This is a genomic window from Ponticoccus litoralis, assembly GCF_039769985.1.
GTDB lineage: Bacteria > Pseudomonadota > Alphaproteobacteria > Rhodobacterales > Rhodobacteraceae > Ponticoccus > Ponticoccus litoralis.
The window spans coordinates 2866354-2888280 of the sequence record NZ_JBDNCH010000002.1 but is presented as its reverse complement, the minus strand read 5'-3'; the positions used below and the strand labels follow the sequence as shown (position 1 = coordinate 2888280).

General features: G+C 67.3%; 14 protein-coding genes and 3 pseudogenes. 6 read left to right on the top strand and 11 right to left on the bottom strand.

Going from position 1 to position 21927, the window contains the following annotated elements; genetic code table 11:
* The first annotated feature begins 94 nt into the window (after positions 1-94).
* Both ABFB10_RS15415 and metH read left to right on the top strand, forming a co-directional pair.
* Positions 95-1146 (top strand): annotated as a pseudogene (locus ABFB10_RS15415) (homocysteine S-methyltransferase family protein).
* Positions 1143-3867 (top strand): annotated as a pseudogene (gene metH / locus ABFB10_RS15410) (methionine synthase). The pseudogenes ABFB10_RS15415 and metH overlap by 4 nt, the downstream one beginning before the upstream one ends.
* 159 nt (positions 3868-4026) lie before the next feature.
* Here the strand turns inward: metH and ABFB10_RS15405 are convergent.
* The 4 genes and pseudogenes from ABFB10_RS15405 to ABFB10_RS15390 all read right to left on the bottom strand — a co-directional run bounded on the left by ABFB10_RS15405 (position 4027) and on the right by ABFB10_RS15390 (position 8667).
* A pseudogene (locus ABFB10_RS15405) lies at positions 4027-5137 on the bottom strand (ABC transporter ATP-binding protein).
* Between the two features lie 423 nt (positions 5138-5560).
* Positions 5561-6442: a carbohydrate ABC transporter permease gene (locus ABFB10_RS15400; protein ID WP_347167176.1), complete on the bottom strand. Its 882-nt coding sequence runs from the start codon at positions 6440-6442 to the stop codon at positions 5561-5563.
* Positions 6442-7332 carry a carbohydrate ABC transporter permease gene (locus ABFB10_RS15395; RefSeq protein ID WP_347167175.1) on the bottom strand — a complete coding sequence of 297 codons (891 nt, stop codon included), beginning with the start codon at positions 7330-7332 and terminating at the stop codon, positions 6442-6444. The genes ABFB10_RS15400 and ABFB10_RS15395 overlap by 1 nt, the downstream gene beginning before the upstream one ends.
* A gap of 90 nt (positions 7333-7422) precedes the next feature.
* Positions 7423-8667 (bottom strand): ABC transporter substrate-binding protein, encoded by a 1245-nt coding sequence (locus tag ABFB10_RS15390; protein WP_430523022.1) that lies wholly within the window; start codon positions 8665-8667, stop codon positions 7423-7425.
* A gap of 203 nt (positions 8668-8870) precedes the next feature.
* On the opposite strand from ABFB10_RS15390, the gene ABFB10_RS15385 reads away from it, so the two are divergent.
* Positions 8871-10241, top strand: a complete 1371-nt coding sequence (locus ABFB10_RS15385) for a LacI family DNA-binding transcriptional regulator (RefSeq protein WP_347167174.1) — start codon at positions 8871-8873, stop codon at positions 10239-10241.
* Here ABFB10_RS15385 and ABFB10_RS15380 read toward each other — a convergent pair.
* The 4 genes from ABFB10_RS15380 to ABFB10_RS15365 all read right to left on the bottom strand — a co-directional run bounded on the left by ABFB10_RS15380 (position 10225) and on the right by ABFB10_RS15365 (position 14259).
* Positions 10225-11064, bottom strand: coding sequence for a sugar phosphate isomerase/epimerase family protein (locus tag ABFB10_RS15380; protein ID WP_347167173.1), 840 nt, complete (start codon positions 11062-11064; stop codon positions 10225-10227). The two genes, ABFB10_RS15385 and ABFB10_RS15380, sit on opposite strands and share 17 nt — an antisense overlap.
* The gene (locus tag ABFB10_RS15375; RefSeq protein WP_347167172.1) at positions 11064-12212 is read right to left on the bottom strand and encodes a dihydrodipicolinate synthase family protein; all 1149 of its coding nucleotides are present in this window, start codon (positions 12210-12212) and stop codon (positions 11064-11066) included. Before ABFB10_RS15375 ends, ABFB10_RS15380 begins: the two co-directional genes overlap by 1 nt.
* 12 nt (positions 12213-12224) lie before the next feature.
* Positions 12225-12992 carry a 3-ketoacyl-ACP reductase gene (locus tag ABFB10_RS15370; RefSeq protein ID WP_347167171.1) on the bottom strand — a complete coding sequence of 256 codons (768 nt, stop codon included), beginning with the start codon at positions 12990-12992 and terminating at the stop codon, positions 12225-12227.
* A gap of 121 nt (positions 12993-13113) precedes the next feature.
* Entirely contained in the window at positions 13114-14259 is a 1146-nt protein-coding gene (locus tag ABFB10_RS15365) for an acyl-CoA dehydrogenase family protein (protein WP_347167170.1), read from the bottom strand.
* 132 nt (positions 14260-14391) lie between these two features.
* Here ABFB10_RS15365 and ABFB10_RS15360 point away from each other — a divergent pair, with 132 nt between their 5' ends.
* Entirely contained in the window at positions 14392-15405 is a 1014-nt protein-coding gene (locus ABFB10_RS15360) for an aldo/keto reductase (RefSeq protein WP_347167169.1), read from the top strand.
* Positions 15406-15413: 8 nt separating this feature from the next.
* Positions 15414-15857, top strand: coding sequence for a MaoC family dehydratase (locus ABFB10_RS15355; protein WP_347167168.1), 444 nt, complete (start codon positions 15414-15416; stop codon positions 15855-15857).
* Between the two features lie 353 nt (positions 15858-16210).
* On the opposite strand, the gene ABFB10_RS15350 is transcribed toward ABFB10_RS15355, so the two are convergent.
* Together ABFB10_RS15350 and ABFB10_RS15345 are read right to left on the bottom strand one after the other, a co-directional pair.
* Positions 16211-16522: a Dabb family protein gene (locus ABFB10_RS15350; protein ID WP_347167167.1), complete on the bottom strand. Its 312-nt coding sequence runs from the start codon at positions 16520-16522 to the stop codon at positions 16211-16213.
* The gene (locus ABFB10_RS15345) at positions 16523-18859 is read right to left on the bottom strand and encodes an enoyl-CoA hydratase-related protein (RefSeq protein WP_347167166.1); all 2337 of its coding nucleotides are present in this window, start codon (positions 18857-18859) and stop codon (positions 16523-16525) included. It lies immediately after the preceding gene.
* Positions 18860-18981: 122 nt separating this feature from the next.
* Between ABFB10_RS15345 and ABFB10_RS15340 the strand changes: the two genes are divergently transcribed.
* Positions 18982-19800, top strand: coding sequence for an aldo/keto reductase (locus tag ABFB10_RS15340; RefSeq protein ID WP_347167165.1), 819 nt, complete (start codon positions 18982-18984; stop codon positions 19798-19800).
* Positions 19801-20260: 460 nt separating this feature from the next.
* Here ABFB10_RS15340 and ABFB10_RS15335 read toward each other — a convergent pair whose 3' ends face one another.
* Entirely contained in the window at positions 20261-21862 is a 1602-nt protein-coding gene (locus ABFB10_RS15335; RefSeq protein WP_347167164.1) for a GMC family oxidoreductase, read from the bottom strand.
* Positions 21863-21927: the final 65 nt, after the last annotated feature.

Here is a 21927-nt window from a genome sequence, read left to right as displayed (position 1 = left end):
CATGCGCGGATTTCATAAAGATCCCAAGGGGAATTCAATTCAACTCATGTTCCGGATGCGGTAAGGAGGGCGCTCAATCCCGACCGGAGGTCCCATGCTGCCCTTTGCCCTGCCCGACGCCCCTGCCCTCGCGACCCTTCGCGCGGTTGCAGAGCAACGCATCCTGATCCTTGACGGCGCGATGGGCACGATGATCCAGACCCTTGGCCTGTCGGAAGAGGATTTCACCGACGGCGGTCACGTTCACGGCCCCGGCTGCCGTCATCATCCGACCGACCGCCCGCAGAAGGGCAACAACGACCTGCTCAGCCTCACCCGGCCCGAGGCGATCGAGGACATCCACTTCGCCTTTGCAATGGCGGGCGCCGACATCCTCGAAACCAACACCTTTTCCTCCACCACCATCGCGCAGGCCGATTACGGGCTGGAGTCGGCGGTGCACGACCTGAACGTCGCAGGCGCGCAGGTGGCCCGCCGCGCCGCCGACCGCGCCACCGCCGAAGACGGTACCGTCCGCGCTTTGTCGCGGGCGCCGTGGGGCCGACCAACCGCACCGCCTCGATCAGCCCGGACGTCAACGATCCCGGCTATCGCGCCGTCAGCTTCGACGACCTGCGCACCGCCTATGGCCAGCAGACCGACGGGCTGATCGAGGGCGGCTCGGACCTGATCCTGATCGAGACGATATTCGACACGCTCAACGCCAAGGCCGCGATCTTTGCCGCCTTCGAGTCCTTTGCGCGCGCGGGCAGACGCCTGCCCATCATGATCTCGGGCACCATCACCGATGCCTCTGGCCGCACCCTGTCGGGGCAGACGCCCACCGCCTTCTGGCACTCGGTGGCCCACGCCCGCCCCTTCTCGGTCGGGCTGAACTGCGCGCTGGGGGCCGCCGCCATGCGCCCGCATATCGCCGAGCTGTCGGGCGTGGCGCCGACGCTGATCTGCGCCTATCCCAACGCCGGGCTGCCCAATGCCTTCGGCCAGTACGACGAGACCGCCGAGCAGACCGCCGAACAGGTGGCGGGCTTCGCGCAGGAAGGACTCGTCAATATCGTCGGCGGCTGCTGCGGCACGACGCCCGACCACATCCGCGCGATCGCCGAAGCGGTCGCCCCCTTTGCCCCCCGCACGGTGCCCGCATGACCCATCTTCTTCGCCTTTCCGGCCTCGAACCCTTTGTCCTGACGCCCGACATCCCCTTCGTGAACGTCGGCGAGCGCACGAATGTCACCGGCTCTGCCCGCTTCCGCAAGCTGGTGGTGAACCGCGACTATGCCGCCGCGCTGGAAGTCGCGCGCGATCAGGTCGAGAACGGCGCCCAGATCATCGACGTGAACATGGACGAGGGCCTGATCGACTCGAAACAGGCCATGGTCGAGTTCCTGAACCTCGTGGCCTCGGAGCCCGACATCGCCCGCGTGCCGATCATGATCGACTCGTCGAAATGGGAGGTGATCGAGGCCGGCCTGCAATGCGTGCAGGGCAAGCCCGTGGTCAACTCGATCTCGCTGAAAGAGGGTGAGGACGCCTTCCGCCACCATGCCGGGCTTTGCCTCGCCTATGGTGCGGCGGTGGTGGTCATGGCCTTCGACGAGACCGGGCAGGCCGACACGCAGGCCCGCAAGACCGAAATCTGCGCCCGCGCCTACCGCATCCTTGTCGAGGAGATGAGCTTCCCGCCCGAGGACATCATCTTCGACCCCAATATCTTTGCCGTCGCCACCGGCATCGAGGAACACGACAACTACGGCGTCGACTTCATCGAGGCGACCCGCTGGATCCGCGCCAACCTGCCCCATGCGCATGTCTCGGGCGGGGTGTCCAACCTGTCCTTCTCCTTCCGGGGCAACGAGACCGTGCGCGAGGCCATGCACGCGGTCTTCCTGTACCACGCCATCGCGGCGGGCATGGACATGGGCATCGTCAACGCGGGCCAGCTGGCGGTCTACGACCAGATCGACCCGGCCCTGCGCGAGGCCTGCGAGGACGTGGTGCTGAACCGCACCCCCAAGGCGGGCGGCACGGCGACCGAGAACCTGCTGGACCTGGCCGAGCGCTTCAAGGGCGGCAAGCGCGAGGAAAAGGTCCGCGATCTGGCCTGGCGCGACTGGCCGGTCGAGAAGCGTCTGGAACATGCGCTGGTCAACGGCTTGACCGAGTTCATCGAAGAGGACACCGAAGAGGCCCGCGCGGCGGCAGAGCGTCCGCTGCATGTGATCGAAGGCCCGCTGATGGCGGGCATGAACGTGGTCGGCGACCTGTTCGGCGCGGGCAAGATGTTCCTGCCGCAGGTGGTGAAATCCGCCCGCGTGATGAAGCAGGCGGTGGCCGTTCTGCTGCCCTACATGGAAGAGGAAAAGCGCCTGAATGGCGGCGAGGGCCGCCAATCCGCCGGCAAGGTCCTGATGGCCACGGTGAAGGGCGACGTCCACGACATCGGCAAGAACATCGTCGGCGTCGTGCTGGCCTGCAACAACTACGAGATCGTGGACCTTGGCGTCATGGTGCCGCCGCAGAAGATCCTTCAGGTCGCGAAGGACGAGGGCGTGGACATCATCGGCCTCTCGGGCCTCATCACCCCCTCGCTCGACGAGATGGTGCACCTGGCCTCCGAGATGGAGCGCGAGGGGCTGGACCTGCCGCTGCTGATCGGCGGCGCCACCACCAGCCGCGTGCACACGGCGGTGAAGATCGCGCCCCGCTACAGCGGCCCGGCGGTGCATGTGACCGACGCCAGCCGCGCCGTCGGCGTGGTGGGCGCGCTGCTCAGCCCCGAACGCAAGGCCGATTACGTCGCCGGCATCCACGCGGAATATGCCGATGTGGCGGAAAAGCACGAACGCTCCGAACGCGCCAAGCAGCGCCTGCCGCTCTCTGCCGCGCGCGCCAATGCGGGCAGCTTCGACTGGACCGTGGTGGCGCCCGCCCCCGCCTTCACCGGCACCCGCGTGGTGGACGACTGGGACCTTGCCGAGATCGCGCGCTACATCGACTGGACCCCCTTCTTCCAGACCTGGGAGATGCGCGGCCAGTACCCGAAGATCCTAGACGACGAAAAGCAGGGAGAGGCCGCGCGGTCCCTCTTTGCCGACGCGCAGGAGATGCTGGCGAAGATCGTCTCTGAACGCTGGTTCACGCCGCGCGCCGTGGTCGGCTTCTGGCCCGCCAATGCCTCGGGCGACGACATCCGCCTCTTCGCCGATGCGGAGCGGACGCAGGACCTTGCCACGCTGCACACGCTGCGCCAGCAGACCGGCAAGCGCCCGGGCCGCCCCAATCTCGCCCTGTCGGACTTCGTGGCGCCCCGGTGGCAAGGGCGCGGACCATGTCGGCGGCTTCGTCGTGACCGCGGGACCGGAAGAGGCAGAGATCGCGGACCGGCTGGACAAGGCCAACGACAACTACGGCGCGATCATGGTCAAGGCGCTGGCCGACCGCATTGCGGAGGCCATGGCCGAGATGCTGCACGAGCGCGTCCGGCGCGAGTTCTGGGGCTATGCGCCGGACGAGGGCTTCGACCCGCAGGAGCTGATCGGCGAGCCCTACGCGGGCACCCGCCCGGCGCCGGGCTACCCGGCCCAGCCCGACCACACGGAAAAGCGCACGCTCTTCCGCCTGCTCGACGCCGAAGAGGCGACCGGCGTCACGCTGACCGAAAGCATGGCGATGTGGCCGGGATCCTCGGTCTCGGGGCTCTATATCGGGCACCCGGACAGCTATTACTTCGGGGTCGGCAAGGTCGAACGCGACCAGGTGGCGGATTACGCCGCCCGCAAGGGGATGGAGATCGAAGAGGCCGAGCGCTGGCTGGCCCCGGTCCTGAACTACATCCCCGGAAAAACGCCCGCCACGACGGCGGCGTGACCGAAGGGGGCGCGCGCCCCCTTCCCCCGCCGGGCTGGAGGCCCATTGCAGTCAGGAAGCCGGGGCACGAGGCCCGGCGAACGGCTTGCCGCATCGGCGCAGGTGCAACGTCCCCCGCCTACCGCCCGCCGTCCGACCCTGCGGGCCCCGGTAGCCCCCTCAGCGGATACGCTTTTCGGTCTCCGGGTCGAAAAGCACCGCCTTGTCCATGTTCAGCACAAGCTCGAAGTCATCGCCCGGGCGGCAGCTGGTCTGCGAACGCATCCGCGCGATCACGTCCCGGCTCGGACAGCGTCGTGGTCACGAAGGTATCGGCCCCCGCCGGTTCGATCACCTCGATCCGATTCACCAGCCGCGCCAGCACCCGCGCGTTGCGGTCCGCGCCCTCACTGTCTGTTACCGCCTCTGGCCGGATGCCGAAGAGCACCTGCTGTCCGTCCGTGAGGCCTGCAGGCTTCACCGGCAGCGGCAGCACATGCGGCACCCCGTCCGCGCCCGTGACCTCGACCCCCGCGCCCGCGCCACTGACCCGCGCCACGGCCTGCACGAGGTTCATCGAGGGCGACCCCATGAAGCTGGCGACAAAGACGTTCTCGGGGTCGTCGTAGATCTGCTGCGGCGTACCCAGCTGCTGCACATAACCGCCATTCATCACCGCGATCCGGGTCGAGAGCGTCATGGCCTCGATCTGGTCGTGGGTCACGTAGACGATGGTCGTCCCCAGCTTCTGGTGCAGCTTCTTGATCTCGGTGCGCATGTCGACGCGCAGCTTGGCGTCGAGGTTCGACAGCGGCTCGTCGAACAGGAAGACATCCGGATCGCGCACCAGTGCCCGGCCCATGGCCACCCGCTGGCGCTGGCCACCCGACAGCTGCCCCGGCTTGCGGTCCAGCAGCTGCTCGATCTGCAAGAGCTTCGCCACATCCGCCAGAGCCTTGTCGCGCTCCGCCTTGGGAACGCCGTGCATCTCCAGCCCGAAGGTCATGTTCTGCCCCACGGTCATGTTGGGGTAAAGCGCGTAGCTCTGGAACACCATGGCGATGTTGCGCTTCGAGGGGTGCACCCCGTTCACCACGCGCCCCCTGATGCTGATTTCGCCGCTGGTGATGCCCTCGAGCCCCGCGATCATGTTCAGAAGCGTGGACTTGCCGCAGCCCGAAGGCCCGACCAGCACGAGGAATTCGCCCTCTTCCACGGCAATGTCGACCCGGTGCAGGACCTCCACCGCGCCGTAGGATTTGGTGACGTTGTCGATGTCGAGAAAGCCCATGCGTCAGCTCCGTCGGTTCTGTCTGGCGCCAAGAGTTTTCGAAAACTCTTGGCAAAATTCTTCGATGAATTTTGCGGGTGCCGCAAGCGGCGTCGCGCAGGGCGCGGGGCGTTCGGTGCTTCGGGATCGCGCCCAATGGAGCTTGACGTCCCGACCGAATGGATCTGCCTCCACCCCCGGCCCCGCGCCGGGCGCGGGGCGTTCGCCGCTTCGGGATCGCGCCCAATGGAGCTTGACGTCCCGACCGAATGGATCTGCCTCCACCCCCGGCCCCGCGCCGGGCGCGGGGCGTTCGCCGCTTCGGACCCTCCCCGGAGGCTCCGATCTCTCTGCGAGAGACCGCGTGCCCTCGCGCAGGGCGCGGGGCGTTCGGCGCTTCGGACCCTCCCCGGAGGCTCCGATCTCTCTGCGAGAGACCGCGCCTCATCCCTTGACCGATCCGGCCATCAAGCCGCGCACGAAATACCGCCCCGCCACGATGTAGACGAGCAGCGTCGGCAGGGCGGCCAAGATCGCGCCGGCAAAGTGGACGTTGTATTCCTTCACCCCGGTGGAGGAATTCACGAGGTTGTTCAGCGCCACGGTCATCGGCATCGAGTCGAGATCCGCGAAGGAGGCGCCGAAGAGGAAATCGTTCCAGATATTGGTGAACTGCCAGATGACCGAGACCACGGCGATGGGCCCCGAGACCGGCAGCAGGATGCGCCAGAAGATCCGGAAGAAGCCCGCCCCGTCGATCATCGCCGCGCGCACCAGCTCGGTCGGAAAGGCGGCGTAGTAGTTGCGGAAGTAAAGCGTGGTGAAGCCGATGCCGTAGACCACATGCACCAGCACCAGCCCGGGCGTCGATCCTGCCAGCCCCATCAGCCCCAGCATCCGCGCCATCGGGATCAGCACGATCTGGAAAGGGATGAAGCAGGCAAAGAGCATCAGCCCGAACAGCAGGGTGTCGCCCCTGAAACGCCACTTGGTCAGCACGTAGCCGTTCAGCGCGCCGAGGATGGTCGAGATCGCGACGGCGGGCACCACCATCAGGATCGAGTTCAGGAAGTAGGGCTTCAACCCCGTCGGCTCCACCCCGATCTGCGCGGTGGACCAGGCGGCCAGCCAGGGCTCGATGGTCCATTCCCGTGGCAGCGCCATCATGTTGCCGCCGGTGATCTCGTCCAAAGGCTTCAGCGAGTTCGACAGCATCACGAAGAAGGGCAGCAGGTAGAACAGCGCGAAGAGCAGCAGCAGCAGGTAGATGAAGGTCCGCGTGATGCGCCCGGTGCGGACGGCGGTGTCCTGTTCAGCGACGGCCATCACGTCTTCTCCTTCAGTTCGGCGTAGAGGTAGGGCATCATGATCGCCGCGATGGTCATCAGCATGATCACCGCAGAGGCCGCGCCTATCCCCATCGAGTTCCGGGTGAAGGTATAGGAATACATGAAGGTCGCGGGCAGTTCGGTCGCCCGCCCCGGCCCGCCCCCGGTCAGCGCGATCACCAGGTCGTAGGACTTCACCGCGAGGTGGGCGAGGATCACGAAGGCCGAGAGGAACGCGGGCCGCAGAAGCGGGATCACGATGCGCCGGTAGAGGTTCCAGTTCGAGGCGCCGTCGATCTGCGCGGCCTTCAGGATCTCGTTGTCGATGCCGCGCAGTCCCGCGAGGAACATCGCCATGACGAAGCCGCTGGTCTGCCAGACCGCCGCGATCACCACCGTGTAGATCGCCATGTCGCGATCCTTGATCCAGCCGAATTCGAAGCTTTCCCAGCCCCAGAGGTGCATGGTGTGTTCCAGCCCGATGCCGGGGTCGAGGAACCATTTCCACGCGGTGCCGGTCACGATGAAGCTCAGCGCCATGGGATAGAGGTAGATCGGGCGCAGGATGCCTTCGCCCCGGATCTTCTGGTCAAGGAAGATCGCAAGGCCAAGCCCGATCACCGTGCAGATCGAGATATAGAGGAAGGCAAAGATGCCAAGGTTCACAATGGCCGTGTGCCAGTGCCTGAGGCCCCAGAGCTTGGCGTAGTTCTCGAAGCCGACCCAGTCGTAGCTGGGCAGCATGCGGCTGTCGGTGAAGGACAGGTAGACCGTGAAGGCGATGAAGCCGTAGACGAAGACCAGCACCATCGCCAGCGAGGGCGAGAGCACCAGCTTCGGAATCCAGTCCTGCAAACGGGTGCGGAAGTCCGGGGTATCGGTGGCCATGGGGTATCCTCCGCAAACTCTGCGGACCGGCGGTCAAGGCGTCGGCGGTAAAGGGGTGGCGGGACGCGCCCTGGCGCCCCGCCTGCCGGATCACATCGCGGCTTCGACCGCGTTGACCATTTCCTCGGCGGCTTCCTCGGCGCTGAACTCGCCGTTGAAATGCGCCGTGATGACGTCGTACATCGCGTTCTTCACGCCCGCGGGGACCGAGTGGCCATGCGCCATGGACCCGAAGAGGCGACCGGCAGAGTTGGCGTCGGCCAGATCGGCCATGCCCTTCTTGCCGCAATCGTCGAAGGCGTCGTTCGGCACGTCGGTGCGCGCGGGCACCGAGCCCTTGACCACGTTGAAGGCCGACTGGAAGGCCGGGTCCATCACAGATGCCGCCATGGCCAGCTGCGCCTCCTGCCCTTCGTCGACCTTGAACATCGCGAACTGGTCCGAGTTGAAGGTCACCGCGCCCTGCGTTCCGGGGAAGCGGATGCAGACGAAGTCCTCGCCCGGCACCTGATCGGCGCGCAGGAATTCACCCTTGGCCCAGTCGCCCATCATCTGCATGCCGGCGCTGCCGTCGATGACCATGGCAGAGGCAAGGTTCCAGTCGCGGCCCGAGAAGTTGTCGTCGACGTAGCCGCGCAGGGTTTCCATGCGCTGGAAGGCTTCGACCATCTGCTCGCCGCCAAGCGCCACGGGGTCGAGGTCGATCATCGAGGCCTTGTAGAAATCGTCGCCAAGGCTCAGGACCACCGCGTCGAAGATCGTCGCGTCCTGCCAGGCCTGACCGCCGTGGGCCAGCGGGGTGATGCCGTTCTCCTTCATCTTGTCGAGGACGGCGATGAGGTCTTCCCAGCTCTCGGGCGCATCCATGCCGGTGGCGTCCAGCGCCGACTTGCTGATCCAGACCCAGTTGGTCGAATGCACGTTCACCGGCGCCGCGATCCAGTGGCCATCCGCATCCTTCGAGAAGTTCTGCAGCGCGTCCGGCACGACCTCGTCCCAGCTGCCCTCGGCGGCGACCGTGTCGAGGTTGCCAAGCGCGCCCTCGGCGGCCCAGTCCTTGATGTCGAAGCCCAGCATCTGCACCGCGGTCGGCGCGTTGCCGGCGGTGACGCGGGCGCGCAGCGTGGTCATCGCGGCCTCGCCGCCGCCGCCCGCCACGGGCATGTCGTTCCAGCCGATGCCCTGCCCCTGCAGGTCCTCCTTCAGCACGTTCAGCGCCGCCGCCTCGCCGCCCGAGGTCCACCAGTGCAGGACCTCCACGTCCTCGGCCACGGCATGGGTCGCGGTCAGCGCAAGGGCCGCCACGGACATCTTCAGTGTCTTCATCATGGTCATGTCATTCCTCCCTGTGACGGTTTTAATCCGCACCGTCTGGCGGGAATTGTAACGATACAAATCCGAGACCTGTCAACATGTTTGTAGCCCCCCAGGGCGCAAGCGTTTGCTGCCGCGCAGCATGAAACCCCGCTTGACGAAAGGGATTTGCAACGTTTCAAATGCGCGGCACGAAACAGACCGACCGGACCGGAGGCCGGGGCATGGAAGAGATCGGGAAACAGCGCGGGAAACCGACCTTGCGGACCGTGGCGGATGCCACCGGTTTCGCCGTCACGACCGTGTCGCGGGCGCTGTCCGGCGACCCCAAGATCGCGCCCGCCACGCGCCAGAAGGTGGCCGAGGCCGCGCGCCGCCTGGGCTATGTCCCGGACCGCGCGGCGCAGCGCCTGCGCACCGGGCGGACCAAGGTCATCACGCTGCTGATCAACCCCGACCACGAATTCCTAGGCTTTCTCAGCCAGATCCAGACCGGCATCGTCGAGGCCCTGCGCGGCACCGGCTATTCGGTCACGCTGATGCCCGATTTCATCGCAGACGACCGGATCGCGGTGATCGAGAACATCCTGCGCAACCGCCTTGCCGACGGCATCATCCTGTCGCGGACCGAATGTTTCGACCCGCGCGTCCGCCTGCTGCTGGAGCGCGGCTTTCCCTTCGTCAGCCATGGCCGGACAGAGTTCACCGCGCCGCATCCTTACGTGGATTTCGACAACGAGAGCTTTGCCCGGCAGGCGGTGCAGCGGCTGGTCGCCAAGGGGCGCAGGCGGCTGATGATCGTCCTGCCCGAGAAGCAGTTCACCTTTGCCCAGCACCTGCGTTACGGCTTTCTGTCAGCGGTGCGCGAGGCCGGGGTCGATCACGTCATCGCCGGGGATCTGACGCTGGAAACGCCCCCGGGCAAGCTGGCCGCCAGCCTGCTGGAGATTCAGCGCGGGCCGACCCCGCCGGACGGGCATATCTGCGTCGGCGAGGTGATGGGCATTGCCACCCTGTCTCACCGTGCAGGACGCGGGACAGGTGCCGGGGCGCGACGTGGATATCGTGGTCAAGCAGGCCTCGCCGATCTTCGAACTGATGCGCCCGCGCGTCGACACCATCGTCGAGGATCTGACCGAGACCGCACGGCGGCTGGGAGAGATGATGCTGCGCCGCCTGCGGGGCGAAGCGCCGGACGCGCTTCATCACCTGATCCAGCCGGGCCTGATCGCACCGGAAAGACAGCTCACCCCGCAGGACTGAACGGGGCGCGGCGCAGGTTTGTCCGGCGCACGGGCCGCGGCCTGAGTGCGCGCTGCCCTCACCACACGCGCCTCGGCCTGCATACACGCCACCTCCGACACACAGGCCGCCGCCACACAGGCCGCTACCGGCTCAGGGGCCATCGCCCGCACACGACCCCCTCCCGCCGCCTTCCGCCGACAAACCTCTGCCCTCGACCCCTCCGCCTACGGCGCGCGGCCCGTCATCAGCGCCACCCAGAGGGGCAAGCAACGCAGGCACTGCGGAAGGCGCCATCGGGGGCGCCGGGGCCGGGACGGGAACGCCCGCCCCATCTCAGCAGACCGTCCTGAACCGCTCGACGATCACGTCCAGCACCTCAGCGGGATCGCGCTGCCACCAGTGCTTCGAGAAGACCTCGACCTCGCAGGGGCCGGTGTAGCCCGCGCCCTCGACGGCGGCCCGCAGCGCCTTCAGGTCAGCCACCCCGTCGCCCATCATGCCCCGGTCCAGCAGCATGTGCGCCGTGTCCTCCAGCCAGTCGCAAAGGTGGTAGCCCAGCACCCGGCCCCGCGCCTCGCGCAGGGTCGCGGCAAGGGTGCGATCCCACCAGACGTGGTAGACGTCCACCGCCACGCCAAGGTTCGGCGCGCCGATCCGGTCGCAGACCTCCAGCGCATCGCGCAGCGTGAACAGCACCGTGCGGTTGCCGCCGAACATCGGGTTCAGCGGCTCCAGCGCCAGCGCCACCCCCTGCCCCGCCGCATAGTCGGCATGGGCCGCCACGCGCTCTGCCAGCCGGTCGAGGCTGGGCTCCAGCCCCAGCGTGCCGGGCTCCGTCCCGCCGGTCACGATGGTCAGCACCGGCGCGCCAAGGCCCGCCGCCATGTCGATGCTGGCGCGCACCTCGGCCTCCGTCCCGGCCTCGCGCCCGGTCAGGTAGGGCGTCCGGCACAGGCCATCGACGCGCATGCCCGCCGCGCGCACCCGATCGCCGATCTCTTGCGCACGCGCCCCGATCTCGCGCCGCCAGAAGACGATCCCGCCAAAGCCCCGCTCGGCGCAGGCGTCAATCACGCGTTCGACCGGCCAGCCCATGCCATGGCCGTCGAGGTTGTGGCCCAGAGTCGCCGTGTTCAGCGCAAGCGCCGAGGTATCGCGGGCAAAGTCCCGCATCAGCAGCCGTAAACCGCCAGCAGCCGCTTCATCCGCTGGACCGCCATGTCAGGGTCACGCAACAGCCCGCAGGCGTCGGCATGCCGGAAGACGTCAACGAAATACGGCAAGGGCCGCATGGCCTGCGCGCCGTTCAGCATGACGAAATGGCCCTGAAAGCCGTTCAGCCACGCAAGGAAGACCACGCCGGTCTTGTAGTATTGCGTCGGCGCGCGGAAGATCAGCCGGGCCAGCGGCACGGTCGGGTCCAGAACCGCGCGGAAGCCCTGTGCATCGCCCTGCCCCAGCAGATCGACCGCATGGGCCGCCGCCGGCCCCAGCGGGTCGAAGATGCCCAGAAGCGCGTGCGAGAACCCCTGTTCGTCGCCCTCGATCAGTTCGGGATAGTTGAAGTCGTCGCCGGTATACATGCGCACGCCCTCGGGCAGGCGGCGGCGCAGGGCGATTTCCTTGTGCTTGTCCAGCAGCGAGATCTTGATGCCGTCCACCTTCGCGGCGTTCTGTTCGATGATCTGCACCACCGTTTCCAGCGCCTGCTCGAAGGTCTCGGCGCCCCAGTAGCCTGCAAGCTGCGGATCGAACATGTCGCCCAGCCAGTGCAGGATCACCGGGTGATCGCAGTCCGAAAGGATATCGGCGTAGACCTTCACGTAGTCGTCCGGCCCCTTCGCCACCTTCGCCAGCGCGCGGCTGGCCATCAGGATCACCCGGGCGTCCAGAGACTGGATCGCGTGCAGCTGTTCGAGATAGGCGCGCTTCACGTCCTCCAGCCCGTCGACCTTGGCGAGGTCGAGGTGATCCGTCCCGCAGCCATTGGCGACCAGCGCATCCGGCAGTTCGGCGCGGGTGCGGCGGATCAGCTCCAGCGCGCCGCCCCAGTCGAGACCCATGCCGCGCTGCGCGGTGTCCATGGCCTCGGCGATGCCAAGACCCATGCCGTGCAGGTGGTGTCGGAAGCGCATGGTCGCCGCCCAATCCACCGTCGCCACGCCCGAAGGGTCGTTGGCGGTGAAGGGATCGGCCACCACATGCGCGGCGCTATAGACCACGCGGGCCGGGTTGGCGGGCAGCTTCGCCTCGGGCACCGGGGTGCCGGTCAGGGTGTAGTCGGTGAGGGCGCCGGTCTCGTCCGGCAGGGCGATCTTCATGGTCTCGGCTCCTCAGAAACGGGGCACCAGCATCCCGGCATCCGCCGAGATCGCCTGGCCGGTGGTGTAGGGCAGCTTTCCAGAGGCCAGAGAGGCGATGATCCGCCCCACCTCTTCGGGCTGGCCCACGCGCGGCAGCAGGGTCAGGCCCGCCTTCGCGCGCTCTTCGTATTGCGCGATGACGGGCGCCGTCATCTCGGTGGCGATCAGGCCCGGCTGCACGTCGTAGACGGCGATATCCTCGCGCCCCAGCCGCACCGCCCAGGCCTTGGACGACATGGCGGCGGCGGCCTTGGACACGCAGTATTCCGCGCGCGGCTCCGCCACGGCCAGCGCGTTCGAAGAGGTCACGTTGACCACGCTGTGGAACAGATCGGCGCGCGCCCTACCCAGCAGCAGCCGCGCAAAAGCCTGCGTCAGGAAGAACTGCGCCTTGGTGTTCACCGCGAGGCAGCGGTCATAGCTGGCCTCGGAGACGTCCAGCGGGTCGCCCCGGTCCAGCACGCCGACGCCCGCGTTGTTGACCAGCGTGGTCAGCGGGCCGAGCGCCTCTTCCACGCGCGCCAGAGCGGGCGCATGGGCCGAGAGATCCGAGACGTCGAAGGGCACGGCAACGGCCTCCACCCCCTCGACCCGCACCCGCTCGACCGCGGCGCGCAGCTCGTCGTCATCCGCAGGCCCGTTCAGCGCCACGGCAAAGCCCTCGCGGGCCAGTTCCACAGCGGTGGCGAGACCGATGCCCCGGCTCGACCCGGTGACGAGGGCGACATTGCGGCTCATGCCCCGGCTCCTTCTTTGGCTGTGACGGGGCGTTCACCCGCACGCAAGACACGCGACCCTTCGCGGCGGGACAGGCCGCGGCGGGGGTGGCCCTGCCCGGCGTCGGTCAATCCATGACAGCTCATGCGGCGGCTCCTTTCGACAGCAGTTCGCGGGCGATGATCATGCGCTGGATCTGGTTCGTCCCCTCGTAAATCTGGCAGATCTTGGCGTCGCGATACAGCCGTTCGACCTCGAACCCGCGAATATAGCCAGAGCCGCCGAAGACCTGCACCGCATCCGCCGTGCGCGCCACGGCCATGTCCCCGGCAAAGCATTTCGCCATGGAACAATAGCGCGTGGCATCCGCGCCGCTGTCGATCTTCCACGCGGCGTTGTGCACCAGCAGGCGGGCCGCCTCGACGTCCTTGGCGATGTCGGCCAGCAGCCATTGCACGCCCTGAAACTCGGAGATCGGCTTCTTGAACTGCTTGCGTTGCTGGGCGTAGTCCACCGCCGCCTCCAGCCCCGCCTGCGCGATCCCCACGGCCAGCGCGGCGATGCCCACGCGGCCCTTGTCGAGCGCGCTCATCATCATGTGGAAACCGCGCCCCTCGACCCCCAGCAGGGTCTCGGCCGGCAGGCGCACGTCGTCGAAGTTCAGCGCCCCCACCTGACTGGCGCGCTGGCCCATCTTGTGCTCCTTCGGCCCGCGCGAGACGCCATCCCTGTGGAAATCGACGATGAAGATCGACATGCCGCGATGGCCCGCCTCGGGATCGGTACGGGCAAGGACAAAGCCCACATCCGCCACCGGCGCATTGTGGATCCAGATCTTGCCGCCGTTCAGCACCCAGCCCTCGCCATCCCGCACCGCCGAGGTGCGGATGCCCGAGACGTCGGTGCCCGCCTCCGCCTCTGTCAGGCAGTAGGCGCCCTTCAGCTTGCCCGACAGCAGACCCGGCAGCCACTCTGCCCGCTGCGCGTCACTGCCGTAGGTCACCAGCAGCGTCGAGAGCAGTTCGACTAGCCCGCATTGGTCGGCGACAGAGGCATAGCCGCGCGACAGTTCCTCCATCACCAGCGCATAGGTCACGGTATCGAAGCCGGGGCCGCCCATCTCTTCGGGAACGCCGATGCCGAAGAGGCCAAGCGCACCCATCTGGTCGTAGACCTCTGCCGGGAAACGCTCTTCGCGGTCCAGTTCCTCGGCCAGCGGGCGCACCACTTCGTTTGCGAACTGGCGCGCCATGTCGCGCACCTGCACATGCGTTTCGGACAGATACATCCCCGGACCCTCCCAGTAACCAAGTGGTTACTTGATAGTGGCGATTCCCCGGTCGGTCAAGATGCTGTTGCGCTTGAACCGGGCGCGAAACCATGCGTTAATAACTACACGGTTACTTATGGGGAGGATATCATGAAACCGGATGCCAAGGTGAAATTCGGGCGCACGGACCTGGAGGTCACGGCCTTCGGATTCGGCACCGCGCCCATCGGCAACATCTTTCGCGAGATCGACGAAGAGACCTCTGACGGGATGATCCAGAGCGCCTGGGATGCAGGCGTGCGCTACTACGACACCGCGCCGATGTACGGCCACGGGCTGGCGGAACTGCGCACCGGCCACTCGCTGCGCTGGAAGAACCGCGACGATTTCGTGCTGTCGTCGAAGGTCGGGCGGGTGCTGAAGCCCGCGCGCAAGCAGGACATCGATTATGCGCCCTGGACCAACGCGGGCCGCTTCACGCTGAACTTCGACTACAGCTACGACGGCACGATGCGCAGCTTCGAGGACAGCCTGCAGCGCCTGAACCTCGAACATATGGACATCGTCTTCATCCATGACATCGACGTCTTCACCCGCGGCGCAGAGCAGCCCGAGGTCTTCCGGCAGGCCATGGACGGCGCGTGGAAGGCCCTGTCGGACCTGCGCGATCAGGGTGTGGTCAAGGCGATCGGCGTCGGCGTGAACGAGTGGGAGGTCTGCCAGACCGCCCTCGAACAGCGCGACTTCGACTGCTTCCTGCTGGCCGGGCGTTACACCCTGCTGGAACAGGACAGCCTCGATACCTTCCTGCCGCTCTGCGAGGAACGCGGCGCGGCGGTGGTCGTGGGCGGCGGCTTCAACTCGGGCATCCTCGCCACCGGCGCGGTCGAGGGCGCCAAGTACAACTACGCCCCCGCCCCCGCCGGGATCATGGAGCGGGTGCGCAAGATCGAGGCCGTCTGCGCCGAGCACAACGTGCCCCTGCCCGCCGCCGCGCTGCAATTCGTGCTGGCCCACCCGGCGATCCCCAGCTTCATCGCGGGCACCCGCACGGTCGAGCGGTTGCAGAAGAACCTCGCGTGGTTCAGCCACCCGATCCCGGCAGCGTTCTGGGCCGACCTGAAGGCCAAGGGGCTTTTGCGCGAAGACGCACCGACGCCATGAGCGGGCGCATGCTTGGGCCGGGCCGCTACGGTCTGGCCGCCTTGCAGGTGGGCGACCGGATCGAGACCGGTCGCCGCCATGTCTCGACCGCGCTGATCGACGCCTTTGCCGAGATGACCGGCGACCGCTTCGAGATCCACATGGACAAGAAGGCGGCGCAGCGCCACGGCTTTGCCGCCCGGGTGGCGCATGGCCTGCTGGTGCTGTCGATGGTGGACGGGCTGAAGAACCAGGCCGGCGCGCAGTTCGAGGCCATGGCCTCGCTGGGCTGGGACTGGGAGTTCACCGGCCCGGTGCTGGCGGGCGACACCATCGGCGTGATGATCACGGTCGAGGCCTTGCGGGCAACCTCGGACGGCAAGCGCGGCGTGGCGACGCTGCGCTTTGACGTGACCAACCAGAGGGGCGAGACGGTGCAGAGGGGGACGAACGCGCTGATGGTCTATGTATGAGGGCGGTCGAGGAATACCGTTCCACTCTCTTCCAAGGACACCAGCAGCCCGGAATGCTGCCCCTCTTGAACCTAATACTCCAAGGTCACCAAGCCGCGCATCGCTGGGCCGTGGTCCGGCGACCCTGAAGGGCCAGGAAGGCAATTTATCCTGGCAAAGTCCGTACGACCTGAATCAGGTCGCGCCATCATAAACCAAATCGCCGGGCCCCCGGACGGCCCGGCGATGCGCGGCGGCCTACGGCCTTGATTCCGCGCCGGGTGGGCGTCAGGAAGGTCGCCTTTCCGACAACGTCAGGGCTTGACCGCGAGTAAGTTGCGGCAGTGCAACGAGACTGCGGCGCCGTCACCCTCTCACACATCGATATCACAGACGAAGACGCCCTCGGCCCCGCCTTCCGGGCAGGCGACGATATCCGCGCCGATGGCCTGATGCTCGGGGTCCACGAGGTAGGCGTCCCGCGCCGCTTGATCCCGGAAATCCAGCCAGAACATGTCGAGGAAGCCGCGCACCAAGGGCGTCTCAACCGACACATTCCGACGACTCTGGAAGTCGAGGATGCCGTCGATATGCCCGCCCAGCCCCGCAAGCCGGTCATAAAGCGCCTGCTTCTCGACCGCGCTGACGTCGTCGCGAAACCGCAGGTGTACCAGATGCCGGATCATTCAACCCTCCCTCGGGAAATCGGCGGGCCGCTTGTCGAAGAAGGCCGCCACGCCCTCGCGCAACTCGGCGCCAGAGGCGGCGAGACGACCGGCGAGGCTTTCCAGCACCCGCTCACGCTCTTCGCCCTCGGCGGCGTTGATCAGCATCTTGGTCAGTTCGCTCGCCTGCGGCCCGCGCTTCAACAGCGTCGCGGCCAGCGCCCGCCCCCGGGCCAGCCCTTCGCCCGTTTCGGCCACCGCATCGACCACGCCCAGACCAAGCGCCTCTTCCGCCGAGAAGACCTCGCCCATCAGCGCCATGCGCCGCACCGCCTGCGCGCCGAAGCGGCGCACCGCGCGCTGCGTGCCGGACCAGCCCGCGATGATACCAAGGCCCGCCTCGGGCTGACCGATCTTCACATGGGCCTCGGCCACGCGGTAGTCGGCGCAGGCGGCCAGCTCCAGCCCGCCGCCCAGTGCGTGCCCGTTCAGAACCGCGATCACCGGTTGGCGCAGCCGGGCCAGCCGGTCGAAGGTCTCGTGCCCGTCGCGCACCCAGTGGCGCCCGAAGGCGGTGGCGCTTTCGTCCGACCACGCGCGGATGTCGCCACCGGCGCAAAAGCTGCGCCCCTTCCCGGTCAGGATCACCACGTCGATGTCGCTGCGCCGCTCGATCCGGCGGCAGAACGCGCCCAGGGCATCGACCATCCCGGCATCCAGCGCGTTGCGCTTGTCCTCGCGGTCGATGCGCAACACGCCGACACCGCCCGCGACCTCGAGGTCGAAGCCGCTCATGCCTGCAACCTCCAGGCCCAGCGGCTCGGGGCGGAACAAGGCGCCGTCCATCTCGCGCAGGTCGTCGGCGACCAGCAGCTCCGTCGCCGCCTGATCCAGCACGTCGCGCTTCAGGTCCAGCCCCGGCGCCACCTCGGTCACCGTCAGGCGCCCCTCGATCAGCCGGATCACGCAGCGCTCGGTCACATAGGTCACATCCTGCCCCTGCTCCAGCGCCCGCGCGCCCGAGAAGGACACCTGGTCCACCGCCTCCACGAACTTGGCGATCTTGCCCTCGGTGTCGATGATCAGCCGACCCTCGTCCACCCGCATCTTGGCGCCCGCGTTGAACATGCCCGAGAAGACGATCTTCCGCGCCCGCGCGGTGATGTCGACGAAGCCCCCGGCCCCGGCGGTCCGGTGCGGCGTCCCGGACAGGCGCGAGACGTTGACCGAGCCGTCGCGACCGACCTCGAGGAAGGACAGCAGCGAGGCATCGAAGCCGCCCGCCTGAAAGTAGCAGAACTGGTGCGGCGAGGCGACGAAGGCCTCGGCATTGGCGGCGCAGCCGAACTTGAAGTCCAGAAGCGGGATGCCCCCCACCGCGCCCTGCTCGATCATCCATGTGACGGCGCCGTGCTGCCCTTCTTCGACAAGGATGCGCGGCACATTGGCCGAGATGCCGAAGCCGATATTGACCGCCCAGCCCTGCCGCAGCTCTTGCGCGACGCGCCGCGCGATGACCTTGCCGACGTTGAATGCGGGCGTCTGGAAGGTATCCAGCGGGCGCACCAGCTCGCCCGAGATGGCGGGATCGTAGAGCGTCGCGGTGGTCTGCAACTGTTCGGGCGCCTCGACGATCATGTCGACGAGGATGCCGGGCACCCGCACGTCATGCGCCTTCAAGGAGCCATTGGCCGCAATCCGGCGCACCTGCGCGATGATCTTGCCGCCGCTGTTGCGGGCCGCCAGCGCCATCTCCATCGCGCCCAGCACCGCGCCCTCCTGCTCGAAGGTCAGGTTGCCGCGTTCGTCCGCCGTGCTGGCCCGGATGATCGCCACGTCGGGCTTCAGTGCGCGGAAGTACAGCCAGTCCTCGCCGTCGAACGCCCGGTGCTCGACGATGGATTCCGAGCGCGCCGCCTCGTTCATGGCGCAGCCTTCAAGGTCGGGGTCGACGAAGGTCTTCAGCCCCACCTTGGTCAGCACGCCGGGGCGCTTGGCCGCACCCTCGCGCAGCATGTCGAAGACGATCCCCGAGGGCACATTCCAGGCCTTGACCTGATTGCCGGTGATCATCTGCCAGATCAGCGGCGGCTCGGCCTTGGTCGGCCCCGAGGGGTAGGATCCGCCGATGATCCGGCTGAGCATTCCCGGCTTGGCGATGTGGTCCACGCCCTTGGTGCCGAAGAAGTCCCCCGCCGCGATCGGGTGGATCGAGGTCAGGTCGCGCGGCGCGCCCTCGCGGTCGAACCGCGCCCCCAGCGCCGCCAGCACCGCATCCGGGCAGCACAGCCCGCTCGACGAATTGACCGCCACGACAGCTCCGCTGGCGATATGGCTGACGGCCTCCTCCGCTGTCATCACCTTCGACATCCGACCTTGCCCTTTTTGTAACCAAATGGTTATTTGTGATACGACGAAAGCCGCGACTCGATCAAGGGAGAATTGCCCGGGCGGTCGCGCGATCCGAGGAGGACGCCGCTTTGACCATCTACTTCGAAAAGACCTACCAGCGCAGTTTCGGGACATTCCCGCTGAAGGGGCCAGAGCTTCGCGACGCGGTGATGGCCGCCGCAGAGGTGGGCTACCGCGCCTTCGACACCGCGCAGATGTACGGCAACGAGGCCGAAACGGGCGCGGCGCTGCGGGATACCGGCCTTGCGCGCGAGGACCTTCTGATCACCACAAAGGTCGGCGTCGAGAACTTCACCGAAGAGGCCTTTCTGCCCTCGGTCGAGGCCAGCCTGAAGGCGCTGCAGATCGATCAGGCCGACGTTCTGCTGCTGCACTGGCCGACGCCGGGCGGCGACATCCGCCTTTCGCTGGAACAGTTGCAGAAGGCACACGACCGGGGGCTGGCAAGGCACATCGGCATTTCCAACTACACCGCGCAGATGATGCGCGACGCCGAGCGCATCGTCGAGGCGCCGCTGGTCACCAATCAGGTGGAGTTTCATCCGCTGCTGAACCAGGACGTGCTGCTGGCGGCTGCCACAGAGACGGGGATTCCGCTGGCCTCCTACTGTTCGGTGGCGCGGGGCGAGGTCTTCAAGCACGCGATCTTCGGCGAGATTGGCGCGGCCTACGGCAAGAGCGCCGCGCAGGTGGTGCTGCGCTGGATCCTGCAGAAGGGCGTCAGCATCAACACGATGTCGACCAAGCCCGCCAACATCCGCGCGAATTTCGAGGTGATGGATTTCACCCTGTCCTCCATCGACATGGACCGGATCGAAGAGATGACCAAGACCGGCTACCGGATCGTGTCGCGCGACCTCGTGCCCTACGCACCGGACTTCGACTGAGGGCGGCAGGGCGGACGACGGTCAAGCCGCTGATCCGCCCGCTTTCGCTGTGTCACCGACCGACACAACCATGTAGCCGCGCATCGTCGGGCCGTGGTCCGGCGCTCCATCCTGCTCAGGAAGGCACTTTATCCCCGCCAAGTCCGTACGACCTCAGTCAGGTCGCGCCAGCATCAGCCAAATCGCCGTGCCCCGGGACGGCGCGTCATGTCGGAGACATGCCTCTGGCATGATGCGCGGCGGCTTCGCCTTGTTTCCGCGCCGGGTGGAGGACGGAGACACAGTGCCTTTCAGGACTGATCGCCACGGATGCGACCAAGCCACCGAACCTTGTGCCGCGGGCCGGGGACAATGGCGTCGGAGCCTAGGGTGCCAATCCGCCCATGATCCCACCAAAAACAGAAAAAGGGCGGCCCATCGGACCGCCCCTCCTGACCGCCGGGAGGACGTGGAGGATCCCTCAGCGGTTTCCGCGCACCAGATCGGCGGCCTTCTCGCCGATCATGATCGTCGGTGCATTGGTGTTGGACCCCACGAGGCTCGGCATCACCGAGCTGTCGCAGATCCGCAGCCCGTCCACGCCGCGCACCCGCAGCTGTGCATCCACCACTGCCATTGGATCGCTTTCGGCGCCCATCTTGCAGGTGCAGGTCGGGTGGTAGGAGGTGCGCCCGTACTGGCGGGCATAGGCCTCGTAATCGGCCTGTGTCTTCACCTCCGGTCCGGGGAAGCGGATCGCGCGCAAGTGCTTCTGCATCGCGGCCTGTTCGAAGATCTCGCGGCTGATCTTCACCCCCTCGACCGAACAGCGCAGGTCGTCGGGTTCAGCAAGGAAATTCGGATCGACCACCGCCGCATCCTCGGGCCGCGACGACCGCAACCGCACCGTGCCGCGCGACTTGGGCCGGACCGTGTAGCTGTTCAGCGTGACGCCCGACGACCCCTTGGGCACGCTCGGCACGCCCGCCTCGGCGCCTGCGCCCGCAAGGAAGTGGAACTGAAGGTCCGGCGTTGCCAGCCCCTCGCGCGAGTACCAGAAGGCCCCGCCCTCGACCACGTTGGACGTCACCGGCCCGCTGTTGAACAGCATGTACTGCGCGCCCGCCCAGAGCATCCAGTGCAGCTTGTTGTACTTGTCGAGGCTGTAATGTCCCGTCAGCTCGCCCACGATGTCGATGCCGAAGTGGTCCTGCAGGTTCTCGCCCACGCCCGGCAGGTCCACCACCACGGGCAGGCCCATCTCTTGCAAATGCGCCGCAGGCCCGAGACCCGACAGCAGCATCGTCTTGGGCGACCCGATGGCGCCCGAGGTCAGCAGGACCTCGCTTTCGGCCCGCGCAACCTGAGACGCCCCGCCCGTGGAATATTCCACCCCCGTGGCGCGCCCGTTCTCGATCACGATGCGCTTGACCAGCGCGCCGATCTTCACCGTCAGGTTCGCCCGCTTCATGGCGGGACGCAGATAGCCCACCGCCGCCGAACAGCGCCGCCCGTTCCTCGTCGTCGTCTGGTAGGGGCCGGAACCCTCCTGCACGGCGCCGTTGAAGTCCGGGTTGAAGGGGATGCCGCGTTCCTGACAGGCCTGCACGAAGGCCCGCGTCATCGGCTGCGGCTGCGGCACATTGGACACGCCCAGCTCGCCATCGGTGCCGTGCCACTCGCCCGCCAGCATGGTGTTACCCTCGGAGCGGATGAAATACTTGCGGATCTCGTCGAAGCTCCAGCCCTCGGCGCCCTCCTCGGCCCAGCGGTCGTAGTCCGAGGGCGTGCCGCGCGTGTAGATCTCGGCGTTGATCGACGAGCCGCCGCCGATCACCCGGGCCTGCGCATAGGGGATCTCGCGGTTGTTGGCGTGCTTCTGCGGGGCCGTCGTCAGCCCCCATGTCAGCGGCCCGGTGGTCATCTTGGCAAAGCCCACGGGCATGTGGATCAGCGGGTGGTTGTCCTTGCCCCCCGCCTCCAGCAGCAGCACGCGGCAGGCGCTGTCCTCGGTCAGCCGGTTGGCCAGCACGCAGCCCGCAGACCCGCCGCCGACGATGATGTAATCGTAACCCTCAGCCATCTCGCCTCCTCCCCCGATGCGCGGCTTGTGCGCGCCGGGTCTCTCTCCCCGGACAGCATCGGGAG